The sequence below is a fragment of the Burkholderiales bacterium genome (assembly GCA_015075645.1).
Lineage (GTDB): Bacteria > Pseudomonadota > Gammaproteobacteria > Burkholderiales > Casimicrobiaceae > VBCG01.
This window is the reverse complement of the sequence record JABTUF010000006.1, coordinates 409,108-433,329: the sequence shown is the minus strand read 5'-3', so window position 1 is coordinate 433,329 and position 24,222 is coordinate 409,108. Positions and strand designations below refer to the sequence as shown.

20 protein-coding genes are annotated in these 24,222 nt (G+C 70.1%); 14 read left to right on the top strand and 6 right to left on the bottom strand.

Annotation, left to right across the window (positions count from 1 at the left end):
- Positions 1-81 precede the first annotated feature (81 nt).
- Genes HS109_17580 through HS109_17570 form a run of 3 tightly spaced genes read left to right on the top strand, consistent with a single transcriptional unit; the run spans position 82 to position 2,760 of the window.
- Positions 82-1,056, top strand: a complete 975-nt coding sequence (locus HS109_17580; protein MBE7524181.1) for a serine protease — start codon at positions 82-84, stop codon at positions 1,054-1,056.
- Between the two features lies 1 nt (position 1,057).
- A complete protein-coding gene (locus HS109_17575) occupies positions 1,058-1,873 on the top strand; it encodes a hypothetical protein (GenBank protein ID MBE7524180.1) in 816 nt (271 codons plus the stop codon).
- Positions 1,874-1,899: 26 nt separating this feature from the next.
- Positions 1,900-2,760, top strand: coding sequence for a dienelactone hydrolase family protein (locus HS109_17570; GenBank protein MBE7524179.1), 861 nt, complete (start codon positions 1,900-1,902; stop codon positions 2,758-2,760).
- A 114-nt stretch (positions 2,761-2,874) separates the two neighbouring features.
- Here HS109_17570 and HS109_17565 read toward each other — a convergent pair whose 3' ends face one another.
- The 4 genes from HS109_17565 to HS109_17550 all read right to left on the bottom strand — a co-directional run bounded on the left by HS109_17565 (position 2,875) and on the right by HS109_17550 (position 9,633).
- Positions 2,875-3,690 (bottom strand): hypothetical protein, encoded by an 816-nt coding sequence (locus HS109_17565; protein MBE7524178.1) that lies wholly within the window; start codon positions 3,688-3,690, stop codon positions 2,875-2,877.
- Positions 3,691-3,779: 89 nt separating this feature from the next.
- Entirely contained in the window at positions 3,780-5,213 is a 1,434-nt protein-coding gene (locus HS109_17560) for an efflux transporter outer membrane subunit (GenBank protein MBE7524177.1), read from the bottom strand.
- Positions 5,206-8,412: a multidrug efflux RND transporter permease subunit gene (locus tag HS109_17555; GenBank protein MBE7524176.1), complete on the bottom strand. Its 3,207-nt coding sequence runs from the start codon at positions 8,410-8,412 to the stop codon at positions 5,206-5,208. The genes HS109_17560 and HS109_17555 overlap by 8 nt, the downstream gene beginning before the upstream one ends.
- Positions 8,413-8,427: 15 nt before the next feature.
- Complete coding sequence (locus tag HS109_17550) at positions 8,428-9,633, bottom strand: efflux RND transporter periplasmic adaptor subunit (GenBank protein ID MBE7524175.1); 1,206 nt, start codon at positions 9,631-9,633, stop codon at positions 8,428-8,430.
- A 169-nt stretch (positions 9,634-9,802) separates the two neighbouring features.
- On the opposite strand from HS109_17550, the gene HS109_17545 reads away from it, so the two are divergent.
- The 3 genes from HS109_17545 to HS109_17535 all read left to right on the top strand — a co-directional run bounded on the left by HS109_17545 (position 9,803) and on the right by HS109_17535 (position 12,771).
- Entirely contained in the window at positions 9,803-10,507 is a 705-nt protein-coding gene (locus HS109_17545; GenBank protein ID MBE7524174.1) for a TetR family transcriptional regulator, read from the top strand.
- Between the two features lie 73 nt (positions 10,508-10,580).
- Positions 10,581-11,444, top strand: coding sequence for a 3-hydroxybutyryl-CoA dehydrogenase (locus tag HS109_17540; GenBank protein MBE7524173.1), 864 nt, complete (start codon positions 10,581-10,583; stop codon positions 11,442-11,444).
- Positions 11,445-11,625: 181 nt separating this feature from the next.
- A complete protein-coding gene (locus tag HS109_17535) occupies positions 11,626-12,771 on the top strand; it encodes an alanine--glyoxylate aminotransferase family protein (protein ID MBE7524172.1) in 1,146 nt (381 codons plus the stop codon).
- 62 nt (positions 12,772-12,833) lie between these two features.
- Here the strand turns inward: HS109_17535 and HS109_17530 are convergent, their stop codons facing one another.
- Together HS109_17530 and HS109_17525 are read right to left on the bottom strand one after the other, a co-directional pair.
- Complete coding sequence (locus HS109_17530; GenBank protein ID MBE7524171.1) at positions 12,834-13,604, bottom strand: 2-keto-4-pentenoate hydratase; 771 nt, start codon at positions 13,602-13,604, stop codon at positions 12,834-12,836.
- A gap of 62 nt (positions 13,605-13,666) precedes the next feature.
- Complete coding sequence (locus tag HS109_17525) at positions 13,667-14,323, bottom strand: Crp/Fnr family transcriptional regulator (protein ID MBE7524170.1); 657 nt, start codon at positions 14,321-14,323, stop codon at positions 13,667-13,669.
- Between the two features lie 311 nt (positions 14,324-14,634).
- Here HS109_17525 and HS109_17520 point away from each other — a divergent pair, with 311 nt between their 5' ends.
- From HS109_17520 to HS109_17485, 8 genes are all read left to right on the top strand, one after another.
- Positions 14,635-16,593 carry an AMP-binding protein gene (locus HS109_17520; protein MBE7524169.1) on the top strand — a complete coding sequence of 653 codons (1,959 nt, stop codon included), beginning with the start codon at positions 14,635-14,637 and terminating at the stop codon, positions 16,591-16,593.
- A 2-nt stretch (positions 16,594-16,595) separates the two neighbouring features.
- Positions 16,596-17,381: an ABC transporter ATP-binding protein gene (locus HS109_17515; GenBank protein ID MBE7524168.1), complete on the top strand. Its 786-nt coding sequence runs from the start codon at positions 16,596-16,598 to the stop codon at positions 17,379-17,381.
- A 79-nt stretch (positions 17,382-17,460) separates the two neighbouring features.
- Complete coding sequence (locus HS109_17510; protein ID MBE7524167.1) at positions 17,461-18,354, top strand: branched-chain amino acid ABC transporter permease; 894 nt, start codon at positions 17,461-17,463, stop codon at positions 18,352-18,354.
- Positions 18,355-18,366: 12 nt separating this feature from the next.
- Entirely contained in the window at positions 18,367-19,443 is a 1,077-nt protein-coding gene (locus HS109_17505; GenBank protein MBE7524166.1) for a branched-chain amino acid ABC transporter permease, read from the top strand.
- Between the two features lie 85 nt (positions 19,444-19,528).
- Positions 19,529-20,845 carry an ABC transporter substrate-binding protein gene (locus HS109_17500; protein ID MBE7524165.1) on the top strand — a complete coding sequence of 439 codons (1,317 nt, stop codon included), beginning with the start codon at positions 19,529-19,531 and terminating at the stop codon, positions 20,843-20,845.
- A gap of 122 nt (positions 20,846-20,967) precedes the next feature.
- A complete protein-coding gene (locus HS109_17495; GenBank protein ID MBE7524164.1) occupies positions 20,968-21,801 on the top strand; it encodes an ABC transporter ATP-binding protein in 834 nt (277 codons plus the stop codon).
- 23 nt (positions 21,802-21,824) lie between these two features.
- Positions 21,825-23,075 carry an AMP-binding protein gene (locus HS109_17490; protein MBE7524163.1) on the top strand — a complete coding sequence of 417 codons (1,251 nt, stop codon included), beginning with the start codon at positions 21,825-21,827 and terminating at the stop codon, positions 23,073-23,075.
- Positions 23,076-23,513: 438 nt separating this feature from the next.
- Positions 23,514-24,212 carry a Crp/Fnr family transcriptional regulator gene (locus HS109_17485; protein ID MBE7524162.1) on the top strand — a complete coding sequence of 233 codons (699 nt, stop codon included), beginning with the start codon at positions 23,514-23,516 and terminating at the stop codon, positions 24,210-24,212.
- Positions 24,213-24,222 lie beyond the last annotated feature (10 nt).

The window sequence follows — 24,222 nt, the reverse complement described above, 5'->3', positions numbered from 1 at the left end:
TGGTCCGAACGATTGCCGCGCCGGCATGTCTGACCGGGGACCGGCGGCCTGGCCGGGCGCCGCGCAAACCAGGAACCAGCGATGAGCGACGACGAAGAGTGGGCGTTCCCGCCCGAGTTCCAGCCCGACGCGGAAGCCGCCCGCTTCGACGTCGATCGCGCGCTCGCCGCGGTGGTGGCGCTGGAAGCGCAGGTCCCGCCCGACGCGATGACCGCCTCGATCCTCGGGACCGAACGCACCGGCAGCGCGGTCGTGATCCGCGAGGACGGGCTCGCGCTGACGATCGGTTACCTCGTCACCGAGGCGACGAGCGTGCGGCTCACGACGCATACCGGCCACGTGGTCGAGGCCCACCCGATCGCGGTCGACTTCGAGAGCGGCTTCGGGCTCGTCCAGCCGCTCGGAGCGCTCGACCTGCCGGCGCTGCCGCGCGGCGGCATCGCGTCGCTCGGACCCGGCGACGAGGTCGTCGCGATCTCGCACGGTGGCCGCAAGCACGCGCTCGCGGCGCGCGTCGCGGCGAAGCACGAGTTCGCCGGCTACTGGGAATACCTGCTCGACGAGGCGATCTTCACCGCGCCGCTGCATCCCGCCTGGAGCGGGGCGGCGCTCGTCGACGGCCGCGGACGACTCGTCGGCATCGGCTCGCTCTTCGTGCAGCAGGTGATCGACGGCGACACGACGCGCGGCAACATGTTCGTTCCGGTCGAACTCCTCGAACCGATCCTGCCGGACCTGCTGCGGCTCGGCCGGCGCGATTCGCCGCCGCGTCCGTGGCTCGGCGTGTACCTGCACGACGAGGACGGCCGCGTCGTGGTGCAGGATGTCGCGCCCGGCGGACCTGCCGCGGACGCGGGGCTCAAGGCCGGCGACCAGATCGCCGCGATCGCCGACCAGCCGATCGTGCAGGTCGGCCACGCGTGGCGCGTGCTGTGGCGGCAGGGCGCCGCCGGCGTGTCGGTGCCGCTCACCGTCGTGCGCGACGGCAGCGCGCGCCGCGTCGGCGTCGCGACGGTCGATCGCGCGAGCCAGCTGCGCAGGCCGCGGCTGCAGTAGCGTGGCGTCGCATCCCGCCCCGATCGAATCGACCGGGCGTCCGTCGTACGCGCGCGTGCGGCGCGACGCCTGGACCTTCGCCACCATCGCGGTCGGCCTGTGGATCGTGCTGCGCTTCTTCCTCGGCCCGATGCCGCAGTGGTCGTCGTATCACGACTTCGCCGACACGCGGACCTGGCTCGGCATTCCGCGCGCGGGCGACGTGCTCACCAACCTCGCGATCCTGGCCGCGGGGCTGTGGGGCGGGTCGATCCGGCGGCGCGCGCACCTCACCGCGGACGAGCGGCCCGCGTTCGCGCTCCTCGTCGGCGCCACGATCCTGACCGCGCTGGGCTCCGCGTACTACCACATGGCGCCGACCAACCCGACGCTCGTCTGGGACCGGCTGCCGATGACGCTCGTGATGGCCGCGCTGCTCACGCTGCTCCTCGCCGACCGCATCGACGGCCGCCACGCGCGCGCCGCGCTCGCGCCGCTCGTCGTCCTCGGGATCGCCGGCGTCGCGTGGTGGGGCGTGACCGAGTCGCTCGGCCGCGGCGACCTCCTGCTCTACGGCGTCGTGCGCATCGGGACGATGGTGCTGCTCGCCGTGCTGCTGCTCATCTGGCCGGGAGGCACGCGCGGCGACGCGTGGCTGTGGGCGTCGTTCGTCACCGCCGTCGCGATGATGATGGCCGAGCGCTTCGACCGCGAGATCTACCAAGCCACCGGGGCGACGGTGAGCGGCCACAACCTGAAGCACGTGCTCGCCGGCGTCGTGATCGCCTGCATGTTCGGCTGGCTGCGATTCCGCCGGCCGCGCGACGGGGTGAAGTGAGTCCGGAACCTCCAGACGGAGAACCCATGGATCCGAGAATCATCGCGCTCTACGACGAGTACACGCACGCCCCGCTGCCGCGCCGGGTGTTCCTCGAGCGCCTCGCGGTGCTCGCAGGCGGAGCGGCGGCCGCCTCGGCGCTGCTGCCGTTGCTCGACAACAACTACGCCGTCGCGGCGGTCGTCGCGCCGGACGACCCGCAGATCGCCACGAGCACGGTGAAGATCGACCTCCCCGGCGGCACGATGGCGGCGTACCTGGCGACGCCGAAGCAGGGGCCGGCGCGCCGCGGCGGCATCATCGTGATCCACGAGAACCGCGGCCTCAACCCGCATCTCCGCGACATCGCGCGTCGCCTCGCGGTGGCGGGATTCACGGCGCTGGCGGTGGACATGCTCCATCCGCAGGGCGGCACGCCCGCCGACCCTGACCGCGCGCGCGAAATGTTCACGCGCGTCGACCGCCCGGCCGCGGTGCGCGACCTGGTCGCGGTCGTCGAGTGGATGCGCTCGCGCGCCGACGCGAACGGCAAGGTCGGCGTGGTCGGATTCTGCTGGGGAGGCGCGATGGCGAACGACCTGGCCGTCGCGTCGCCCACGCTCGTCGCCGCGGTGCCGTTCTACGGGACCGCGCCGGCGTCCGCGGATGTCGCGAAGATCCGCGCGAAGCTCCTCATCCACTACGCCGGCAACGATCCGCGCGTCAATGCGACCTGGCCCGCCTACGACGCCGCGCTGAAGGCGGCGAAGGTCGAGCACCGCGCGTTCTTCTACGAGGGCACCGAGCACGGTTTCAACAACGACACGGCGGGGGCCCGCTACAACGCCGCCGCGGCCGACCTCGCGTGGAAGCGAACGCTCGCGTTCTTCGAGGCCAACCTCACCTAGCGTCACCGCGACTTTCTGTGGATCAGACCCGACCCACACGGAGACTGCAACGGCGCTCAATGCGCCGCCCCGGGAGACTCCGGCGCTACTGTCAACTGCCAACTGACAACTGAATCAGCAGCGCTCGTAGTGCAGCCACCCCTCGGTGCGCGCCCGCGCGCCCGGACCCGCGATCCGCTCGAGTCGGCCGCAGGCGACGATCGGCGGCGGATCGCGGAATGGATAGAACACCGGACCGCCCGCGCCCGCGGGAGCCTCGGCGGTGGCCGGCGCGAACCGCGGCTGCGACTTCCCGGCGGCATCGACGGTGCAGGTCCACGCCTTGCCGTCGGAGGCGACTCCGCGAACCGCGACCGTTCCACCGGCGGCCGGTGCGGCGGACGTGACTTCGCGCACGGTGCCCGAGGGGTCGTTCGCGCACCGCTGCACCGCCGCGGCGACCTCCGCCCAGCGGCGCGACCAGTCGCCCTCCGGCTTCGACGCGAACACGGCGAGCGGCGCCTTCATCGCGTCGAAGCCGCTTCTCACCGTGCAGCATCCGGTCACGGCCTCGCCGGGACGCGAGGTGAGGATCGCGCGCCAGGCTCGCGGCGGGCCTTCCTTCATCGTCGATGCGCAGGACTCCTCGCGCAGCGTCGCGACGACGGTCTGGCTCGGCAGGTGCGTCGAGGTCCCGCGCCACACGATCGCCGCGGGCGCGAGGAACGACAGCGGCAGGATTTCGCCGCGGTACTCGACCACCTGGCGGGCCTTCGATCCGCCCAGCGTCTGCATGACGCCGGAGGTGCGCCCGGCCTCGAGGTTCCAGAACGGTTCCTCGCCGCGGCACGAGAGCTGCTGCGGGATCACCGGCTGCGCCGCGGCCTGCGCGAATGCGGCAGCCGGGGTCGAAACGGACAGGGCGAGCAGCAGCAGCCGGAGGTAGCGCATGACGGCGCCAGTCTACGTCATTCGCCGGCGACGCCGCGCGGCGGCGCTCGCGCCCGTCGTGACCGTACGCATCCGCCCGCGCCGGAGTGTCATTGCATCGCGGCGTCGAACGGCACCGGCTCCCAGCCGCCGCCCAGCGCCTTCGCGAAGGCCACGATGGCGATCTGCGTGTCGCGCGCGGCGACGATGCGCTCGGTGTCCGCGAGGAGCAGCGTGCGCTGCGCGTCGAGCACTTCGAGGAACGACGTCCTGCCGGCGTCGTAGCGCAGCTTCGCGACGTCGAGCGCCGCGGCGAGCTGGTCGCGGCGCATCGATTCGGCCGCGAGGATCTCGCGCGCGGTCTTGTGGACGACGAGCGCGTCGTGAACGTCGCGGAACGCCGCCTGCACCGTCTGGCCGTAGAGCACGACCGCTTCGGCACGGCGGGCCTCCGACGCCTGGACGTTCGCCTCGATGGCCTTCAGGCCGAAGAGCGGCTGCAGCAGCGCCGCGCCGAAGCGCCAGATCGACGCGGGCGAGGTGAACAGGTCGGCCAGCGCGGCCGATTCCGAGCCGTACGCGGCGGTGAGCGAGATCGACGGGTAGTAGGCGGCCTTCGCCTGCTGGATGCGGAGGTCGGACGCGGCGAGCAGTGCTTCCGCGCGGCGGATGTCCGGCCGGCGCTCCATCAATCCCGACGGGAGTCCCTGCGGCAGCTCCGGCACCTTGAGGATCGCGGCGTCCGGCGCGGCGCGCGCGATGTCCGGCGTGAAGACCTCGCGCGGCGAACGGCCGGTGAGCGAGGCGAGCGCGCCTTCGAGGAGCCCGATGCCCTGCTTCGCGCGCGCGATGTTGGCGATGACGTTGGAGCGCTCGGCCTCGGCCTGCTTGAGATCGTATTCGCCGATGATGCCGGCGTCGAAACGGTCCTTCTGCAGCCGCACCGTGCCCTCGCGGGTGACGAGCGTTTCCTGCTGCAGCTTCAACTGGGCATCGGCGGCCCGCAGCCGGAAGTAGGTGGTCGCGGTGTCGGCCGCGACCGCGGCGCGCACCGACTCGCGGAAGTAGCGCGACGCCGCGAGTTCGTTCCGCGCGGCGAGCGTGCCGCTGCGGTACTTGCCCCACAGGTCGAGCTCGTAGCCGAGTTCGAGACTCACCGAGAAGTCGTTGGAGATGAGCGGCGTCCCCGCGGGCATCGGCTGCGAGCCGACGCCGCTGATGCGCGATCGCGATGCGCCGACCGCGAGGTTGCCGTACGGATACAGGTACGACGACGCGAGCAGCACCTGCGCCCGGGCGAGTTCGACGCGCGCGAACGCCGAGGCGACGTCGAGGTTGTTCGCCATCGCCTCTTCGACGAGCGCGGTCAACCGCGGGTCGCCGAACGCGGTCCACCAGTGCTCGAGGAGCGCGAGTTCGGCGGCCGTGGGCGGTGTCGACGCCGGCAGGTCGGACGCCGGCGGCTTCGGCTGCGTCACGGCGCAGCCGCCGATCGCCGCGCCCAGGGCGATCGCGATGAGGGTTCGCGACAGGGGCTTACGCATGGTCGCCTCGCGGTTCGGAGATCGGCGGGTGGCCCGGCGTCTGCGCCGGAGGCCGCGCGTGCATCGCGCGCGCATGGTCGATCTCCGCGATGAGATCGTCGTGCGAGCGATGCTCGGTCAGCCGCCGCTCGAAGATGACCTTGAAGAACAGCGGCACGAAGAAGATCGCGAGGAAGGTCGCCGCGAGCATCCCGCCCATGACGCCGGTGCCGACCGAATGGCGCGCGCCGGCGCCCGCGCCCACCGAGATCGCGAGCGGCAGCACCCCGAGGATGAACGCGAGCGAAGTCATCAGGATCGGGCGGAAGCGCAGCCGCGCCGCCTCGATCGCGGCGGCGGACGCGGACAACCCTTCCTCGTGCTTCAGCACCGCGTACTCGACGATCAGGATCGCGTTCTTCGCGGCGAGTCCGAGCAGCGTCACCAGGCCGATCTGGAAGTAGACGTCGTTGGTGAGCCCCCGCAGCCACACCGCCGCCAGCGCGCCGAAGGTGCCGAACGGCAGCGCGAACAGCACGGAGAGCGGCAGCGACCAGCGCTCGTACTGCGCGGCGAGGATCAGGAACACCATGATCACCGCGAGCGCGAGTGCGAAAGTCGACGCTCCGGACGAGCGCTTCTCCTGGAAGCTCGTGCCGCCCCAGTCGAAGCTGAAGTCGGGCGGCAGGACCTCGCGCGCGATCGCCTCGACGCGGGCGATCGCCTGGCCCGAGGACACGCCGGGGGCGCCCTGGCCGATGATCTTCACCGCCGGCAGGTTGTTGAAGCGGTCGAGCGAGTCCGGCCCCGAGGTGAACTTCACGTCGGCGAGCGAGCTGATCGGGACCATCGAGCCGTCGCGCGCGCGCACGTACACGCCGCCGATGTCGTCGGGTCGCTTGCGGAACGAAGGCTCGGCCGACATCAGGACCTGCCAGGTCCGGCCGTACTTGTTGAAGTCGTTCACGTAGTAGGACCCGAGCGTCCCGGCGAGCGCGCTGAACAGATCGTCCAGCGAGACGCCGAGCTTCTTCGCCTTCTCGCGGTCGACGTCGACGCGCACCTGCGGCACGGTGGCGCGCCACAGCGTCTGCGCGCCGCCCAGCATCGGGTCGGCGTTCGCGCGGCCGAGGAACGCGTAGGTCACCTCCTGCAGCCGCTTCGCGCCGCCGTCGCCGCGGTTCTGGATGTAGAACTCGAAGCCGCCCGCGGTGCCCAGTCCGAAGATCGCCGGCGGCCCGAACGCGAGCACGAGCGCGTCCTTGATGCCCATCGTGCGCCCGAACAGCTCGCCCACGAGCTGCTGCGTGTTCACCTGCCGCTCGTCCCAGGGGACCTGGGTGACGAAGATCGTCGCGGCGTTGTTGCGGAAGCCGCCGCCGATGAAGTCGAAGCCGGTGAACGCCACGATGTCCTTGTTGGCCGGGTTCGCGCGGATCGCCTCGGTGACCTGCGCGACGACCTTGTCGGTGCGCTCGAGCGAGGCTCCGTCGGGCAGGATCACCGCGCTGATGTAGAAGCCCTGGTCCTCGTCGGGCACGAGGCTCCCCGGCGTCATCCGCCACAGCTGGGCGGTGATCGCGACCATGCCGAGGAACAGGATCGCGCCCAGCACGCCGCGGCGGATCAGGAAGACGACGCCGTCGACGTACCCGTGCGTGACCTTCGCGAAGAAGCGGTTGAACGCCCGGAAGAAGCGTCCCGGCGGCCGGTGCGAGTGCGAGAGCATCAGCACGCACAGCGCGGGCGAGAGCGTCAGCGCCATCAGGCCCGAGATCACGACCGAGATCGCGATCGTCACCGCGAACTGCCGGTAGAGCTCGCCGGTCAGCCCGCCGAGGAACGCGATCGGCACGAACACCGCGGTGAGCGTCAGCACGATCGCGATGATCGGCCCGGTGACCTCGCGCATCGCCTTGATCGCGGCCTCGCGCGGCGGCACCTGGTCCTCGCGCATGATCCGCTCGACGTTCTCCAGCACCACGATCGCGTCGTCGACGACGATGCCGATCGCGAGCACCATGCCGAACAGCGTCAGCGTGTTGATCGAGTAGCCGAGGACCTGCAGGCCCGCGAAGGTGCCGATCAGCGAGACCGGCACCGCGAGGAACGGGATCACCGCGGCGCGCCAGCTCTGCAGGAACAGGTAGACGACGAGGAACACGAGCAGCATCGCCTCGGCGAGCGTCTTGACGACCTCGCGGATCGACACCTCGACGAAGCGCGTGGTGTCGTAGGGCGCCGCCCAGGCGACGCCCTCGGGGAAGCGCTGCGCGAGTTCTTCCACGCGCGTGGTGACGCTCTTCGCGACCTCGAGCGCGTTCGCGCCCGGGGCGAGGAAGACCCCGACGAGCGTCGCCGGCTTGCCGTTGATGCGGCCGATGAAGTCGTAGTCCTTGCTGCCGAGCTCGACGCGCGCGACGTCGGCGAGCCGGACGGTCGAACCGTCCGCGCCGGCGCGCACGATGATCTCGCCGAACTCCTTCTCGTCGGCGAGCCGGCCCTTGGTCGTGATCGTGTAGACCAGGTCCTGCTTCGGGCCGATCGGCGCCGCGCCGATCTTGCCGGCCGCGAACTGCGCGTTCTGCTCGTTGATCGCGGCGACCACGTCGCCGGGCGTGAGCTTCAGTTGCGCGAGGCGGTCGGGCCTGAGCCAGATCCGCATCGCGTAGTCCTTCGCGCCGAAGATCTGCACGTTGGTCGTGCCGGGGAGCCGCTTCAGCTCGTCCAGCACGTTGAGCGTCACGTAGTTCGAGATGAACAGGTCGTCGTGGCTGCCGTCGGGCGAGTAGAACGCGAGGACCTGCAGGAACGACGAGGAACCGCGCTCGACCGTCACGCCCTGGCGGCGCACCTCGAGCGGCAGCCGCGCCTCGACCTGCTTGACCCGGTTGCTGACGTTGATCGTCGCCTCGTCGACGCTGGTGCCGATGTCGAAGGTGACCTGGATCTGCACGAGCCCGTTCGACGACGAGTTCGAGTTCATGTAGATCATGCCGGGCACGCCGTTGATGGCGTTCTCGAGCGGCGCGGCGACGGTCTGTTCGACGACCTCGGCGGACGCGCCCGGGTAGATCGCCTGGACCGTGACCACCGGCGGGGCGATCTCCGGATACTGGGCGATCGGAAGCACCCGCATCGCGGCAAGGCCCGCGAGGATGAGGAAGATCGAGATGACCGCCGCGAACACCGGGCGGTCGATGAAGAAGCGCGAGAGCATGGCGGCGCGCTCGCGTTACGACTTGGCCGGCGCGGACTTCGCGTCGCCCTTCGCGGGCGGCGCGCCTGGACCTCCCGGCGCGGCACCGGGTGCGCCCGGCGGCGGCCCGAGCATGATCGGCGAACCCGGCGCCATGATCCGCGCGACACCGTCGACGATGACCGTCTCGCCCGCCTTCAGTCCCGACTCGACGACCCACAGGTTGACGCCGTCGGCCTCGACCCACGGCCCGAGCACGACCGGCCGCGGCAACGCGACGTCCTTGCCGTCCTTGTCCTTGCCCGGCACGTAGACGAACTTGCCCTGCGGCCCGTCGAGCACCGCGACCTGCGGCACCGCGATCGCGTTCCGGCGCATCGCGCCCTTGAGCGTGACGCGCACGAACTGTCCCGGCTTCAGCGCGCGGTCGCGGTTGGCGACCTCGGCGCGCATCTCGTAGCTGCCGGTCGCCGGATTCACGCGCGTGTCGGCGAAGTTGATCTTCCCGCTGCGCGGGAAGACCGTGCCGTCGGCGAGCCGGATCGTGACCTCGAAGCCGTTGTCCTTCGGCAGCTCGAGCAGTCCCGCGGCGACCGAACGGTTGATCGCGAGCTGCTCGTTCTCCGAGATGTTGAACGGCACCCAGATCGGATCGACCTGCGAGATCACGGTGAGCAGCGTCTCGTTCGCGTTGACGAGGCTTCCCTCCGACTTCATCGCGCGCGACGTGAGGCCGGTCACCGGCGCGACGACGCGCGTGTAGCCGAGGTTCAGCTCGACTTCGGCGTAGCGCGCCTTCGCCGCCGCGAGCGTCGCGCGCGCGAGATCGACGGCGGAAAGGGCATCATCGGCTTCCTTCCGGCCGACCGCGCGGCGCTCGGCGAGCGGCACGAGGCGCGCGGCTTCGCGCTCGGCCTGCGCGAGCTGCGCCTCCGCGCGAGCGACGTCGGCCCGCGCGGCCGCGGCCTGCGCCTCGAGCGGCTTGGGGTCGATGGTGAAGAGCGGCTGCCCGGCCTTCACCTGTCCGCCTTCCTGGAACAATTTCTTCTCGAGGATCCCGGTGACCCGGGCCCGGACCTCGACGTCCTTCGAGCCGGTCGTCTGTCCGACGTACTCCCACGACACCGGCAGCGTGCGCGGGGCGAGCGTCACGGTCGCCACCTGCGCGGGGGGAAATCCCATGTGTCCGCCCGGCTGTCCGCCCTGGCCGCAGCCGGTGAGCGCGGCGGCGAGGACGGCCATGGCGGCGAGCGACGGCAGGCGGTGCGACGGGCGGATCGGGGCAGGGGACATGGAGGTCTCGGGAAAGGGGCTGCTGCGGCGCAACTTGACCGGGCCGGTCAAATTACATACATTCATGAACGTTTGCAACCGGTATTTCCACCCGATTTGATCGACCTGCCCGACGCCGATGGTCCGACGAACCCGTGAGGCTGCCGCCGCCACGCGCGAGCGCCTGCTCGACGCCGCCGAGCGCGTGTTCCGCGACCGGGGGGTGACCCGCACCTCGCTTTCGGAGGTCGCCGCCGAGGCCGGCGTGACGCGCGGTGCGGTCTACTGGCACTTCCGAGACAAGGCCGATTTGTTCGTCGCCATGTGCGAACGGGCGACGAGCCCGATGGACGCGCTGGTCGAGCAGGCGAACGCGCGGCAGGAGGGCTCGCCGCTCGCCGCGCTGCGAGCGCTCTGCGTCGATGCGCTCGCGCACCTCTCCTGCGACCCCCGCACGCACGCGGTGTTCGAGATCATGTTCCACAAGAGCGAACTCGCCGGCGAACTCGCCGGGGTGGCCGACCGCCACGACCGCGATTGCGCGCACGCACGCGCGTGCGTCGAGACGGTGTTCCGCCGCGCGGTCGCCGCGGGCGAACTGCCGCCCGACACCGACACCGCGCTCGCGACCTTCGCGATGTACGCCTACGTCACCGGGCTCATGCACGAGTGGACGCTCGAGCCGGGCGTCCGCGACCTGGGCGCGCTCGCGCCCGCGCTCGTCGACACGCTCATCGCGGGCATCGCCGCGAATCCGCCGCGCCTCGCCGCCGGCGCGAAAGCGGTGCCGGCAGCCGCTGCCGCGGACGTCGGACTTCGCCTCGCCGGACGCGAGCATGCCTGAGGCTCACGCCGAGCGACGGTCGCGCGCTCCTGCATAATCGGCGTCTTTCGGGCATCGGACGACGGAGCGCGGCATGGGCGAACTGAAGACGGTCGGCGTGATCGGCGCCGGCACGATGGGCAACGGCATCGCGCAGGCCTGCGCGGTCGCCGGGATCGGCGCGGTGATGATCGACGTGTCCGACGCCGCGCTCGAGCGCGGACGCTCGGCGATCGCCGGCAGCCTCGACCGGCTGGTCAAGAAGGAGAAGCTCGCCGCCGCCGAGCGCGACGCCGCGCTCGCGCGCGTGCGTGCGACGACGCGCTACGAGGATCTCGGCGCGGCGGATCTCGTCATCGAGGCGGCGACCGAGAATCCGGCGATCAAGATCGAGATCCTGCGCAAGGTCGACGCGATCGCGAAGCCCGGCGCGGTGATCGCGTCGAACACCTCGTCGATCTCGATCACGACCCTCGCGGCGGTCACGAAGCGCGGCGAGCGCTTCATCGGCATGCACTTCTTCAATCCGGTGCCGATGATGGCGCTGGTCGAACTGATCCGCGGCCTGCAGACCTCGGATGCGACAGTCGCGGTCGCGGGCGAACTCGCGAAGCGGCTCGGCAAGACGCCGATCGTGGTGAAGAACAGCCCCGGCTTCGTCGTCAACCGGATCCTGTGCCCGATGCTGAACGAGGCGGTGTTCGCGCTGCAGGAGGGCCTCGCGAGCGCGCAGGCGATCGACGAGGGGATGAAGCTCGGCTGCAACCACCCGATCGGGCCGCTCGCGCTCGCCGACATGATCGGGCTCGACGTGCTGCTCGCGGTGATGAACGTTTTCTACGCCGACTTCAACGACCCGAAGTACCGGCCCGCGCCGCTCCTGAAGGAGATGGTCGCGGCGGGGTGGCTCGGCCGCAAGAGCGGCAAGGGTTTCTACGACTATCCGGCGGGAAAGTAGGGTCAGACTCGACTTTTCACACTCGCGCGCTGCATTCGGCATTCCCGTCCGGGGGAAATCGAGCCTGACCCCTGTTTTCCCCGAGCGTATTCGAATCTTCGATGCGCGAGTATTACGGTTCTGCCTCCGATGGCCGGGCGTGCTAGGCTCATCCTCCCGCTGACCCGCCACGGGAGCTCACGTGCCCGGCCTCCTCCCCGCCGTCGATCCGGACGGCCTGCTCGAATTCTCGGTCGTCTTCACCGACCGCTCGCTCAACCACATGTCGCAGCGCTTCCAGGGCGCGATGCGCGACATCGCGGGGATCCTGAAGCGCGCGTACCGTGCGCCGACGGCCGTGCTCGTTCCCGGCGGCGGGACCTACGCGATGGAATCGGTCGCGCGCCAGCTCGCGACCGGCCGCCACGCGCTCGTCATCCGCAACGGCTGGTTCAGCTACCGCTGGACCCAGATCTTCGAGGCCGGCGCCATTCCCGCGCGCACGACCGTGCTCAAGGCGCGTCAGGTGCGCACCGGACGCCAGGCGCCGTTCGCGCCGCCGCCGATCGACGAAGCGATCGCAGCGATCGAAAGCGGCCGGCCCGACATCGTGTTCGCGGCGCACGTCGAGACCGCGTCGGGGATCCTGCTGCCCGACGACTACCTGCGCGCGGTCGCGCAGGCGACGCACGCTGCAGGCGGACTCTTCGTGCTCGACTGCGTCGCGTCGGGCGCGATCTGGGTCGACTGCGAGGCCTGCGGTGTCGACGTGCTCCTGAGCGCGCCGCAGAAGGGGTGGACGAGTTCGCCCGGGGCCGGGATGGTGATGCTCTCGGCACGCGCACGCGAGGCGGTCGAGCGGACGACCAGCACGAGCTTCTCGCTCGACCTGAAGAAGTGGCTCGCGATGGCGGACGCCTACGACAAGGGCGGCCACGCGTACCATGCGACGATGCCCACCGATTCGCTGCTGCGGCTCCGCGACACGATGAAGGAGACCGAGGCCGCCGGCTTCGAGCAGTTGCGCGAGGCGCAGTGGGAACTCGGGCGGAAGGTCCGCTCGCTCCTCGCGCGCGCCGGCTTCCCGAGCGTGGCGGCCGAGGGTTTCGAGGCGCCGGGTGTGGTGGTGAGCTACACCGACGACCCCGACATCCAGTCCGGCAAGCGCTTCATCGCGGCCGGCCTGCAAGCCGCGGCCGGCGTGCCGCTGCAATGCGACGAGCCCGCCGATTTCCGCACGTTCCGGATCGGACTCTTCGGGCTGGAGAAGCTTCGCAACGTCGACCGGACGGCGGCGATGCTCGGTCAGGCGATCTCGACCTTCGCTACGTCGGAAGTCGCGCGCTGACGGCAGGTCCGTCCGGGCACGCGGCGCGAACGCCTCGCGCGACGCGGTCGCCGCGCGAGCGGTCAGCGCGCCGGTGCGACGAACGCGAACGCGACCTCGCCGACGCCTTCGACCACGGCACGCACGCGGCAGGGCGCTTCGACGACGAGCGGCTTGTTGAGGCTGCCGGTGGTGACCACCTGCCCGCGTTTCAATCCGCCCAGGCGGTCGCGCTGCGCCCCCGCCCAGGCGGTGAGCGGCGCCCAGGGATCGCCCTGCGGGTGTCCGCCGACCGCGTCGTGCACGAGCGCGTCGTCGACCCAGAGCTGCACGCGACGCTCAGCGAGGTCGAGCGAGCGGAAACTGCGCGTCTCGCCGCCGCACACGTAGCCGGCGTTGCCCTGCAGGTCCGCGACGAAGCGCGGATACGGCGTTCCGGTCGTCGGCATGCCGCCGCGCGGTGCGAGGATCTCGGCGCCCGCGAGCACGACGTCGACCGCGTCCTCGACCTCGCCGCGCGTGTAGGGCCGGTCCGGCCGCGACGGCAGGTCGCGCCCGAGGCGAAACGCGATCTCGATCTCGAGGATCACGCCCCGGTCGGGCGGCAGCGCGACGCTCGCACCGCGCATCGCGACCGTGCTCGCGAACATCGGCGCGGCCACCGGCTCGCCGTCGGGGCCGAAGCCGGTCTTCCAGCCGCCGACCGCCTCGGCGAGGGCGATCGCCGTGCCCGCCTGCACCGCATAGGCCTCCCCGATCGAGACGTCGAGCGCATCGAGCTCGGACGCGTTCGCGACCCGGCCGCTGCGATGCGCGGAGGCGAGCGCGTGGACCATCGTTTCGACCGTGGACACCATGGATGTTTCCGTGAAGGGATGCGCGATTGTAGCGAGCGAGCCGGCCGCGGACGCCGCGGCTACTCGCCGTAGCGCCGCAGGCCGTCGAGGTCGAGCACGGTCACGCTGCCGTAGTCGACCCGCAGCAGGCCGTCGGCGGCGAGCCGTTGCAACGCCTGGTTCACGCGCTGGCGCGACAGTCCGACGAGCTGGCCGAGTTCCTCCTGCGACACCGGCAGCGACGTGCCGACCCCCGGATAGAGCACCGGATTGAAGAGTCCCGCGAGCGAGCGCGCGAGCCGGGACTCCGGTCCGTGCAGCCGGCCGTGCTCGACGAGCGCGATGAACTGTCCGAGCCGCTCGTTCAATTGCACGATCAGGAACCGGTTGAACGCGAGGTTGCTGTCGAGCAGGCGCAGGAAGGTCGCGCGCGGCATGTAGGCCACGATCGACTCGCGCAGCGCCACGATGTCGTAGCGCCTGCGTTCGTCCTTGAGGAGCGAGCCCTCGCCGAACCAGCCGCCGGTGCCGATCCCGGTGTAGCTCGTCGACTTGCCCTCGGCCGACACGTTCGCCATCTTCACGAGGCCGTCGACGATGCCGATCCAGTGCTCGACGCGCTCGCCCTTGTGGCAGACGAGTCCGCCCGCGGGGCAGGTGCGCACGGCCGTCTCGGCGGCGACCCGGTCGAAGTCCTCGCGCGAGAGCGCGCGGGCCCAGGCGCTCGATTCGAGCATGGCGCGCAGGCGGAGGAGGGCGTGGGGCATGGGTGGCGGGCGCCGGGAGGTGCCAAATGTCGGCCCGGCGACAGCGCGGGACGCGGTGCGCGGCTTAACGTTCGCGGGCCGCCGTCGGTGATTCTACTGGGTCGGGCCGCCCTCGCGGGCGACGCCCGGGCCGGGGGCCTGCGTTGCCTGCACGGATCGCAGGACCTAACATGGCAGGTTCGACGCCGAGAACCTGAGCGACGCGAGCGGTGGGATGACCGTCCGGGACGAGGGCGGCGCCCGGGCGAAGGGCCCTCCCGGCCCGCGCGAGGAGGAGAACGATGGAGCAGGCCCTCGACACGTTTCCGCGCCGGCTGCTGCACCAGGCCGCCGTCCGTCCGCGCCATCCGGCGACGCGCGAGAAGGACCTCGGCATCTGGCAGACCTGGAGCTGGGCGGAAGTCGCCGCCGAAGTGCGCGCGCTCGCCTGCGGTCTCGCGTCGATCGGATTTTCGCGCGGCGACCACCTCGCGATCGTCGGCGACAACCGGCCCCGGCTCTACTGGTCGATGCTCGCCGCGCAGTGCCTGGGCGGCGTGCCGGTTCCGATGTACCAGGACGCGCCGGCGAACGAATTCATCTTTGTCCTGAACGACGCGGGCATCCGCTACGCGATCGTCGAGGACCAGGAGCAGCTCGACAAGCTGCTCGAGGCGCGGCCGCAGGTGCCGACGCTCGAACACATGGTCTACGACGACCCGCGCGGCCTGCGCAACTACGTCGGCGCCGGGTTCGAGGGCGTCACCGGGTACGACGCGCTCGTCGCCGCGGGCCGCGAGTACGACCGCGCGCATCCCGGGTTCTTCGACGGCGAGGTGGCGAAGGGCGGGACCACCGACGTCTCGATCATGCTCTACACCTCCGGCACGACCGGCAAGCCCAAGGGCGTGCGGCAGAGTCACGCCGCGTTCCTCACGGCGGCCGAAGGCGGCGTCGGCTTCGACAAACTCGGTCCCGACGACAGCGTGCTCTCGTACCTGCCGATGGCCTGGGTCGGCGACCACCTGTTCAGCTTCGCGCAGTGGCTCGTCGCCGGGTTCACGATCAACTGCCCGGAGTCCGGCGACACCGTGCGCATCGACCTGCGCGAGATCGGGCCGACCTACTATTTCGCGCCGCCCGCGATCTTCGAGAACCTGCGCACGCAGGTGATGATCCGGATGGAGGACGCCGGCGCGCTCAAGCGCGCGATGTTCCACTGGGCGATCGGCGTCGCCCGACGCTGCGGGATGGAGCTCCTCGACGGCAAGCCGGTCGCCTTCGCCGACCGCCTCGCCTACGCGGTCGGCAACGTCCTCGTGTACGGGCCGCTCCGCAACGTGCTCGGCATGAGCCGCATCCGCGTCGCGTACACGGCGGGCGCGGCGATCGGGCCGGACCTCTTCCGGTTCTACCGCTCGATCGGCATCAACATGAAACAGCTCTACGGCTCGACCGAGACCTGCGCCTACGTCTGCCTGCAGCCCGACGACGCGGTGCGGCTCGACACCGTCGGCACGCCGGCGCCCAACGTCGAGATCAAGGTCGCGCCCGACGGCGAGGTCCTGGTGCGAGGACCGATGCTCCTGACCGAGTACTACCACCGGCCCGACGCGACGGCGGAATCGATCGACCCCGACGGCTACTTCCGCACCGGCGACGCCGGGCTCTTCGACTCCGACGGGCAGCTTCGCATCATCGACCGCGCGAAGGACGTCGGCAAGCTCGCGAACGGCGCGATGTTCGCGCCCAATTACATCGAGAACAAGCTCAAGTTCTCGCCGCACGTGAAGGAGGCGGTCGCGTTCGGCCACGGCCGCGACCAGGTCTGCGCGTTCGTCAACATCGACCTGGGCTCGGTCGGCAACTGGGCCGAGCGCCGCGGGCTCGCCTACTCGGGCTACGCGGACCTCGCCGGCAAATCCGAGGTGATCGAACTCGTGCGCCAGGTGGTCGAGGACGTCAACGCGGAACTGGCGGGCGAGCCGGGACTCTCGGACTCGCAGATCCGCCGCTTCCTCGTGCTGCACAAGGAACTCGACCCCGACGACGACGAGCTCACGCGCACGCGCAAGGTGCGCCGCGGCTTCGTCGCCGACAAGTACAAGGTGCTGATCGACGCGCTCTACGGCGGGCGCGAGATCCAGCACATCGAGACGCAGGTCAAGTTCGAGGACGGGCGCACCGGCAAGGTCGCCGCCGACCTCGCGATCGTCGACGCGAAGACCTTCGCGCCGGGCGCGGCGCGCCGGGCCGCCTGATCATGGCCGAGCGGGTCATCGGCGACGTCATCCTGAAGCTCGACCGCATCTCGCTCGCCTTCGGCGGGGTGAAGGCGCTGACCGACATCAGCTTCGACGTCCGCGAGCACGAGGTCCGCGCGATCATCGGCCCGAACGGCGCGGGCAAGAGCTCGATGCTGAACGTCATCAACGGCGTCTACCACCCGCAGCAGGGCACGATCACCTTTCGGGGCCGCGAGCGGCGCGACATGAAGCCGCACGACGCCGCGTCGCAGGGCATCGCGCGCACGTTCCAGAACATCGCGCTGTTCAAGGGCATGACGGTGCTCGACAACATCATGACCGGCCGCAACCTGCAGATCAAGACCGGGTTCGTCGAGCAGGCGATCTGGGTCGGCCGGGCGCGGCGCGAGGAACTCACCCATCGCGCGCGCGTCGAGGAGATCATCGACTTCCTCGAGATCCAGCACATCCGCAAGACGCCGGTCGGCCGACTGCCGTACGGATTGCAGAAGCGCGTCGAACTCGCGCGCGCGCTCGCGGCGGAGCCGCAACTCCTGCTCCTCGACGAGCCGATGGCCGGCATGAACGTCGAGGAGAAGCAGGACATGTGCCGCTTCGTGCTCGACGTCAACGAGCAGTACGGCACGACGATCGTGCTGATCGAGCACGACATGGGCGTCGTGATGGACATCTCCGACCGGGTCGTCGTGCTGGACTACGGCCGCAAGATCGGCGACGGCCCGCCCGAGGAAGTGCGCGCGAGCAAAGCGGTGATCGACGCGTACCTGGGCGTCGCCCACTGATGGGGTCAGAGCCGTAATATTTCTCGACACGAATTCTCGAACGCACACGGCAACTCCGAAATATTACGGCTCTGACCCCATGACCTTCTTCTTCGAAGTCCTGATCGGCGGCCTGCTCTCGGGCGTGATGTACTCGCTCGTCGCGCTGGGCTTCGTGCTGATCTACAAGGCGTCGGGCGTGTTCAACTTCGCGCAGGGCGCGATGGTGTTCTTCGCCGCCCTCACCTTCGTCGGCGTGATGGAACTCGGGCTGTCGCCGTGGCTCGCGTTCCCGGTCACGCTGGCCGTGATGATCGTGCTCGGGCTCGCGACCGAGCGCGTGGTGCTGCGCCCGCTCGTGAACCAGCCGCAGATCACGCTGTTCATGGCGACGATCGGCCTCACCTTCTTCATCGAGGGTCTCGCCCAGATGTCCTGGGGCGCGGCCGTCCGAGGGCTGGACATCGGCCTCGAGGACGTGCCGATCGACTGGCTGATGGAGCGGTACGGCATGAGCATCTCGAAGTTCGATCTCGCGGCCGCCGGCATCGCCGCGGTCCTCGTGGCCGCGCTCGCGGTGTTCTTCAACCGCACGCGCATCGGCCGGGCGCTGCGCGCGGTCGCCGACGACCACCAGGCGGCGCTCGCCGTCGGCATTCCGTTGCAGCAGATCTGGGGCATCGTCTGGGGCGTCGCCGGTTTCGTCGCGCTGGTCGCGGGACTGCTGTGGGGCGCGCGCAACGGCGTGCAGTTCGCGCTGACCTTCGTCGCGCTGAAGGCGCTGCCGGTGCTGATGCTCGGCGGATTCGAGTCGATCGTCGGGGCCATCGTCGGCGGGCTCATCATCGGCGCGTCCGAGAAGCTCGCCGAGGTCTATCTCGGCCCGTACGTGGGCGGGGGCATCGAAGGGTGGTTCCCGTACGTGCTCGCCCTCCTGTTCCTGCTGGTGCGGCCCGAGGGGCTGTTCGGCGAGAAGATCATCCGGCGAATCTGACGGCAGATCCGAATGCTCTACCGCGAAGCCGGCCAGTTCAAGGCCAACTACATCGAGGACTCGGCGATCTTCCCGCTGCGGCAGGACCGCATCGGCATCGCCGTGATCCTCATCGTCGCGTTCGCGGTCGTCCCGTTCGTGGCGACGCCGTACCTGTTCTCGGCGATCCTGATCCCGTTCCTGATCCTCGCGCTCGCCGCGATCGGGCTCAACATCCTGACCGGCTACTGCGGACAGCTCTCGCTCGGGACGGCGGCGTTCATGGCGATCGGTGCGTTCGCCTCCTACAACTTCATGCTGCGCGTGCCGGGGATGCCGATCCTGGTCGCGTTCGCCGGCGGCGGCCTGATCGCCGCGTTGGTCGGCGTCCTGTTCGGCCTGCCGAGCCTGCGCATCCGCGGCTTCTACCTCGCGGTGGCGACGCTCGCGGCGCAGTTCTTCATCGTCTGGTGCCTGTCGAAAGTCGGCTGGTTCTCGAACTACAGCTCGTCGGGCGTCATCACCGCGCAGCAGATCGAGATCCTCGGGTACGCGTTCGAGTCGCCGCAGTCGAAGTACCTGCTCGTGCTCTCGATCGTGTCGGTCATGGCGCTCGCGGCGAAGAACCTCGCGCGGAGCAACGTCGGGCGCTCGTGGATGGCGGTGCGCGACATGGACGTGGCGGCCGAGGTCATCGGCATCCGGCTCATGCCGACCAAGCTCCTCGCCTTCGCGATCAGCTCGTTCTACTGCGGCGTCGCCGGCGCGCTGTTCGCCTACGCGTACCTCGGAACGGTCGAGCCGGAGGCCTACAACCTCGACCTGTCGTTCCGCATCCTGTTCATGATCATCATCGGCGGCGTCGGCACGATCCTCGGGTCGTTCCTCGGGAGCGCGTTCATCGCGCTGCTGCCGATCTTCCTGAACGTGTTCGTGGGCTTTCTCGAAACCACCGTCCACCTCGACGTGTCCAAGAGTCTCACCTCGAACCTCGAGCTGATGGTGTTCGGCGGGCTCATCATCTTCTTCCTGATCGTCGAGCCGCACGGACTGGCCCGGCTCTGGCAGATCGCCAAGGAGAAACTGCGGTTGTGGCCGTTCCCCCATTGACGGCGCACCGCGCTGTCGCGTGTTCCATGCCGTCGCACTACCCCACGCCGCCGCGATTTCGCGAAGGCACGCAAGGAGGAGAACCATGAAGCTGAACATGAAGTCCGCTCTGCTCGGCGTCGCGCTCCTGGGCGCCGCGTCGGGCGCCCTCGCGCAGACCGAGCAGTTCATCCCGATCCTGTCCTACCGCGTGGGCCCCTATGCGGCGGGCGGCTCCGGGTACTTCGGCGGCACGATCGACTATTTCAACCTGGTCAACATGACAGGGGGCATCAACGGGGTGAAGCTCGTGTGGGAGGAGTGCGAGACCGAGTACAACGCCGCGCGCGGCGTCGAGTGCTACGAGCGCCTGAAGAAGCGCCACGGCGGCGCCTCGACCGTCGAGCCGCTGTCGACCGGCATCGCCTACGGCCTCCTCGACCGCGTCGCCCACGACAAGATTCCGATGACCACCTTCGGCTACGGCAGCGCCAACGCCGCGGACGGGAAGGTGTTCGAGTGGGTGTTCCCGGTCGGCACGACCTACTGGGACCAGGCGGCGGCGATGATCGCCTACCTCGGCCAGAAGGCGGGCGGGCTCGACAAGCTCAAGGGCAAGAAGATCGTCCACCTGTACCACGACTCCGCGTTCGGCAAGGAGCCGATCCCGGTGTTCGAGGCGCTCGCGGCGAAGCACGGCTTCGAGCTCATGAAGATCGCGGTCGCGCACCCGGGCAACACGCAGCAGTCGCAGTGGCTGCAGATCCGGCAGGCGCAGCCCGACTACGTGATCCTGTGGGGCTGGGGCGTGATGAATCCGACTGCGCTCAAGTCGGCCGCCAAGGTCGGCTTCCCGCGCGACAAGGTCATCGGCGTCTGGTGGGCCGGCTCCGAAGAGGACGTGATTCCCGCGGGCGACGCCGCCAAGGGCTACATCACGGCCGCGTTCTCGGCGCCGGGCACGAACTTCCCGGTGATGCAGGACATCCAGAAGAAGGTCTACGGCGCGGGCAAGGGCAACCTCGAGGACAAGGCGCGCATCGGCTCGATCTACCACACGCGCGGCGTGAGCTACGGGATCATCATCGTCGAGGCGATCCGCAAGGCACAGGAGAAGTTCGGCAAGGGGAAGGTGATGACCGGCGAGCAGGTGCGCTGGGGCCTCGAGAACCTGAACCTTTCCGAGGCGCGCCTCAAGGAACTGGGCGCCAGCGGCCTGTTCCCGCCGATCAAGACCTCCTGCGCCGACCACGAGGGCTCGGGCATGGTCCGGTTCCAGCAGTGGGACGGCAACGGCTTCAAGCCGCTGACGCCGTTCATGTCGGGCGACAAGGCGCTCGTGCGCAAGATGGTCGACGAGAGCGCGGCGAAGTACGCCGCCGAGAAGAAGATCACGCCGCGCGACTGCTCGAAGGTGAATTGATCGCGCTGCGCGACTGACCGGGTCCTCTCCCGCCTGCGCGCGGGAGAGGGCCGCGGCGAGGGAGGCCTTCGGGCCCGCCTTCGCCCCGGCCGCCGCCGGACCGAACCAGGCTGCCACAGCCCATGTCCACGACCACCGCCGCAGAACGCGCGTCCGCGCCCTACCTCTCGGTCAACAACATCGAGGTGATCTACGACCACGTGATCCTCGTGCTGAAGGGCGTGTCGCTCGAGGTGCCCGAAGGCTCGGTGGTCGCGCTGCTCGGGGCGAACGGCGCGGGCAAGAGCACCACGCTGAAGGCGATCTCGAACCTCCTGCGTGCGGAGCGCGGCGAAGTCACCAAGGGATCGATCGAGTACCAGGGCAAGCGCGTCGACCGGCTCACCGTGAACCAGCTGGTGAAGATGGGCGTGTGCCAGGTGATGGAGGGTCGCCACTGCTTCCAGCACCTGACGGTCGAGGAGAACCTCCTGACCGGCGCGTTCACGCGCAAGGGCGGGCGCGGCGAGCTCGCTGAAGCACTGGAGCGCGTCTACCACTACTTCCCGCGGCTGAAGGAGCGGCGCTCGAGCCAGTCCGGATACACGTCGGGCGGCGAACAGCAGATGACCGCGATCGGCCGCGCGCTGATGGCGCGCCCGAAGACGGTCCTGCTGGACGAGCCGTCGATGGGCCTCGCGCCGCAGATCGTCGAGGAGATCTTCGAGATCGTGCGCGATCTCAACGCCAAGGAGCGCGTCTCGTTCCTGCTCGCCGAGCAGAACACGATGGTGGCGCTGCGCTACGCGAACTACGGCTACATCCTCGAGAACGGGCGCGTCGTGATGGACGGCGACGCGAAGGGGCTCGCGAGCAACGAGGACGTGAAGGAGTTCTACCTCGGCTTGTCGACGGCGGGCCGCAAGAGCTTCCGCGACGTCAAGCACTACCGGCGGCGCAAGCGTTGGCTGGCATGACGCACGGAGGCGACCGGATCGCGATGACGGACCACTACGACGCGCTCGAGACGCGCGACCCGGAGGCGCGCGAACGCGCGATCCTGGAGCGGCTGCCGAAGCAGGTCGCGCACGCGAAGGCGCACGCACCTGCATTCGCACGGCGACTGGCCGACGTGGACCCTGCGGCGCTCACGACGCGTGCGGCGCTCGCGAAGGTGCCGGTCACGCGCAAGTCGGAGCTGGTCGAGTTGCAGAAGGCCGCGCGCCCGTTCGGCGGGTTCGCCGCGACCGGGTGGGGCGGCGGACGCGCGGGCGTGAAGCGGGTGTTCGCATCGCCCGGCCCGATCTACGAGCCGGAAGGCGGCGCGCCCGACTACTGGCGGCTCGCGCGCGCGTTCCACGCAGCAGGCTTTCGCGCCGGGGACCTCCTGCACAACACCTTCGCCTACCACCTGACGCCGGCCGGCTCGATGTTCGAGACCGGCGCGCACGCGCTCGGCTGCACCGTGTTTCCCGCCGGCACCGGCAACACCGAGTTGCAGGTGCAGGCGATGGCCGATCTCGCGCCCGACGGCTACGGCGGCACGCCGTCGTTCCTGCGCATCCTGCTCGAGAAGGCCGACGAAGCCGGCGTCGCGCTGCGGAGCCTGAAGAAGGCGCTCGTGTCGGGCGAGGCGTTCCCGGCGGCGTTGCGCGAGCTGTTCGCCGCGCGCGGGATCGCGGCCTACCAGTGCTACGCGACGGCCGATCTGGGCAGCATCGCCTACGAGTCGCCCGCGCGCGAGGGCCTCATCGTCGACGAGGGCGTGCTGGTCGAGATCGTGCGTCCCGGTACCGGCGACCCGGTGCCCGACGGCGAGGTCGGCGAAGTCGTCGTCACCGAACTCGTGAACGCCGACTATCCGATGGTGCGCTTCGGGACCGGCGATCTCTCCGCGGTGCTGCCCGGCCGCTCGCCCTGCGGCCGCACCAATCTCCGCATCCGCGGCTGGATGGGACGCGCGGACCAGACCACGAAGGTCAAGGGCATGTTCGTGCATCCGGCGCAGGTCGACGCGATCGCGCGGCGCCACTCCGAGATCCTGCGTGCCCGTCTCGTCGTCGACAACCCCGACGCGCAGGACCGCATGACACTGCACGTCGAGGTCGCCGACCACGCGTCGTCGCACGCGGAAGCCATCGTCGCGTCGATCCGCGACGTCACCAAGCTGCGCGGCGAAGTGGCGTTCCACCCGCCCGGCGCGCTCGCGAACGACGGCAAGGTCATCGAGGACCGGCGCAAGATCGATTGACCGCAGGACCACGGGATTCCGGCTGCGGAGGGCTCGCCACAGGTGCGACTTCGGTCGGATGCCTTTCGCTTCGACGCGGCGAACCCCGTCGGGCTGAAGCCCGACCTACGGGGGAGAGTGGTGGGTCGGCCTTCAGGCCGACAAGCGCGCCACCGTTGTGGGTCGGCCTTCAGGCCGACGCGATGCTGCCCATGCGCACGAACCCCGTCGGGCTGAAGCCCGACCCACCAGGAAGGCGAAAGCCGCGGATCGCTCGTGGGTCCGGCTTGAAGCCGGACGATTGTGGGTCCGACTTCAGTCGGACGCCTTTCGCTTCGATGCGGCGAACCCCGTCGGGCTGAAGCCCGACCCACCAGGACAGCGAAAGCCGCTCGATGCGCCGCCACCGGAGACTCCGGCGCCACTGTCAACTGCCAACTGTCAACTGACTTCTGACGCGTGCTAGCATCCGGCGTCGCCACGCCGCCCACGACGCCGTCCCACGTGCCCGCGCCGCCGATTCCGCAGGATCCGTTCGCGCCCCTCGAGGAGGCGACGCTGCGCGCGATCGCCGAGACCGGCGTCGTGCGCACGTTCCCGAAGAACACCGTCCTCATCCACGAGGGCGACTCGGGCGACGCGCTCTACATCGTGCTGTCCGGGCGGGTGAAGGTCTACGCGAGCAACGCGCAGGGGCGCGAGTTCGCGATCGCGTTCCACGGCGCGGGCGAGTACGTGGGCGAGATGACGCTCGACGGCGGCGTGCGCTCGGCATCGGTCGTGACCATCGAGCCGACCGTGTGCGCCGTCGTGCACCGCGAGCAGTTCCGCGAGTTCATCCTGAAGAACCCCGACTTCGCGCTGCACCTGATCGAGAAGCTGATCATGCGCGTGCGGCAGACGACCGAGGACGTGAAGAGCCTCGCGCTCACCGACGTCTACGGCCGCCTCGTGCGCCTGCTGAACGCGCTCGCCGTTCCGACCGACGACGGGCGCCACGTCGTGCCCGAGAAGCTGACGCAGCAGGCGATCGCCGAGCGCGTCGGCGCGTCGCGCGACATGATCGGCAAGCTGTTCAAGGACCTGACCGCCGGCGGCTACCTCTCGATCGAGGACCGCACGATCACCATCGAGCGGAAGCTGCCGACCGGATGGTAGCGGCGACGCG

What these genes read in the sequence shown, in the direction of transcription:
- HS109_17580 (MBE7524181.1), top strand. Translation starts at nt 82, where the DNA reads ATGAGCGACGACGAAGAGTGGGCGTTCCCGCCCGAGTTCCAGCCCGAC.
- HS109_17570 (MBE7524179.1), top strand. Translation starts at nt 1,900, where the DNA reads ATGGATCCGAGAATCATCGCGCTCTACGACGAGTACACGCACGCCCCG.
- HS109_17565 (MBE7524178.1), bottom strand. Translation starts at nt 3,690, where the DNA reads ATGCGCTACCTCCGGCTGCTGCTGCTCGCCCTGTCCGTTTCGACCCCG.
- HS109_17560 (MBE7524177.1), bottom strand. Translation starts at nt 5,213, where the DNA reads ATGCGTAAGCCCCTGTCGCGAACCCTCATCGCGATCGCCCTGGGCGCG.
- HS109_17555 (MBE7524176.1), bottom strand. Translation starts at nt 8,412, where the DNA reads ATGCTCTCGCGCTTCTTCATCGACCGCCCGGTGTTCGCGGCGGTCATC.
- HS109_17550 (MBE7524175.1), bottom strand. Translation starts at nt 9,633, where the DNA reads ATGGCCGTCCTCGCCGCCGCGCTCACCGGCTGCGGCCAGGGCGGACAG.
- HS109_17545 (MBE7524174.1), top strand. Translation starts at nt 9,803, where the DNA reads ATGGTCCGACGAACCCGTGAGGCTGCCGCCGCCACGCGCGAGCGCCTG.
- HS109_17540 (MBE7524173.1), top strand. Translation starts at nt 10,581, where the DNA reads ATGGGCGAACTGAAGACGGTCGGCGTGATCGGCGCCGGCACGATGGGC.
- HS109_17525 (MBE7524170.1), bottom strand. Translation starts at nt 14,323, where the DNA reads ATGCTCGAATCGAGCGCCTGGGCCCGCGCGCTCTCGCGCGAGGACTTC.
- HS109_17520 (MBE7524169.1), top strand. Translation starts at nt 14,635, where the DNA reads ATGGAGCAGGCCCTCGACACGTTTCCGCGCCGGCTGCTGCACCAGGCC.
- HS109_17515 (MBE7524168.1), top strand. Translation starts at nt 16,596, where the DNA reads ATGGCCGAGCGGGTCATCGGCGACGTCATCCTGAAGCTCGACCGCATC.
- HS109_17510 (MBE7524167.1), top strand. Translation starts at nt 17,461, where the DNA reads ATGACCTTCTTCTTCGAAGTCCTGATCGGCGGCCTGCTCTCGGGCGTG.
- HS109_17505 (MBE7524166.1), top strand. Translation starts at nt 18,367, where the DNA reads ATGCTCTACCGCGAAGCCGGCCAGTTCAAGGCCAACTACATCGAGGAC.
- HS109_17500 (MBE7524165.1), top strand. Translation starts at nt 19,529, where the DNA reads ATGAAGCTGAACATGAAGTCCGCTCTGCTCGGCGTCGCGCTCCTGGGC.
- HS109_17495 (MBE7524164.1), top strand. Translation starts at nt 20,968, where the DNA reads ATGTCCACGACCACCGCCGCAGAACGCGCGTCCGCGCCCTACCTCTCG.
- HS109_17490 (MBE7524163.1), top strand. Translation starts at nt 21,825, where the DNA reads ATGACGGACCACTACGACGCGCTCGAGACGCGCGACCCGGAGGCGCGC.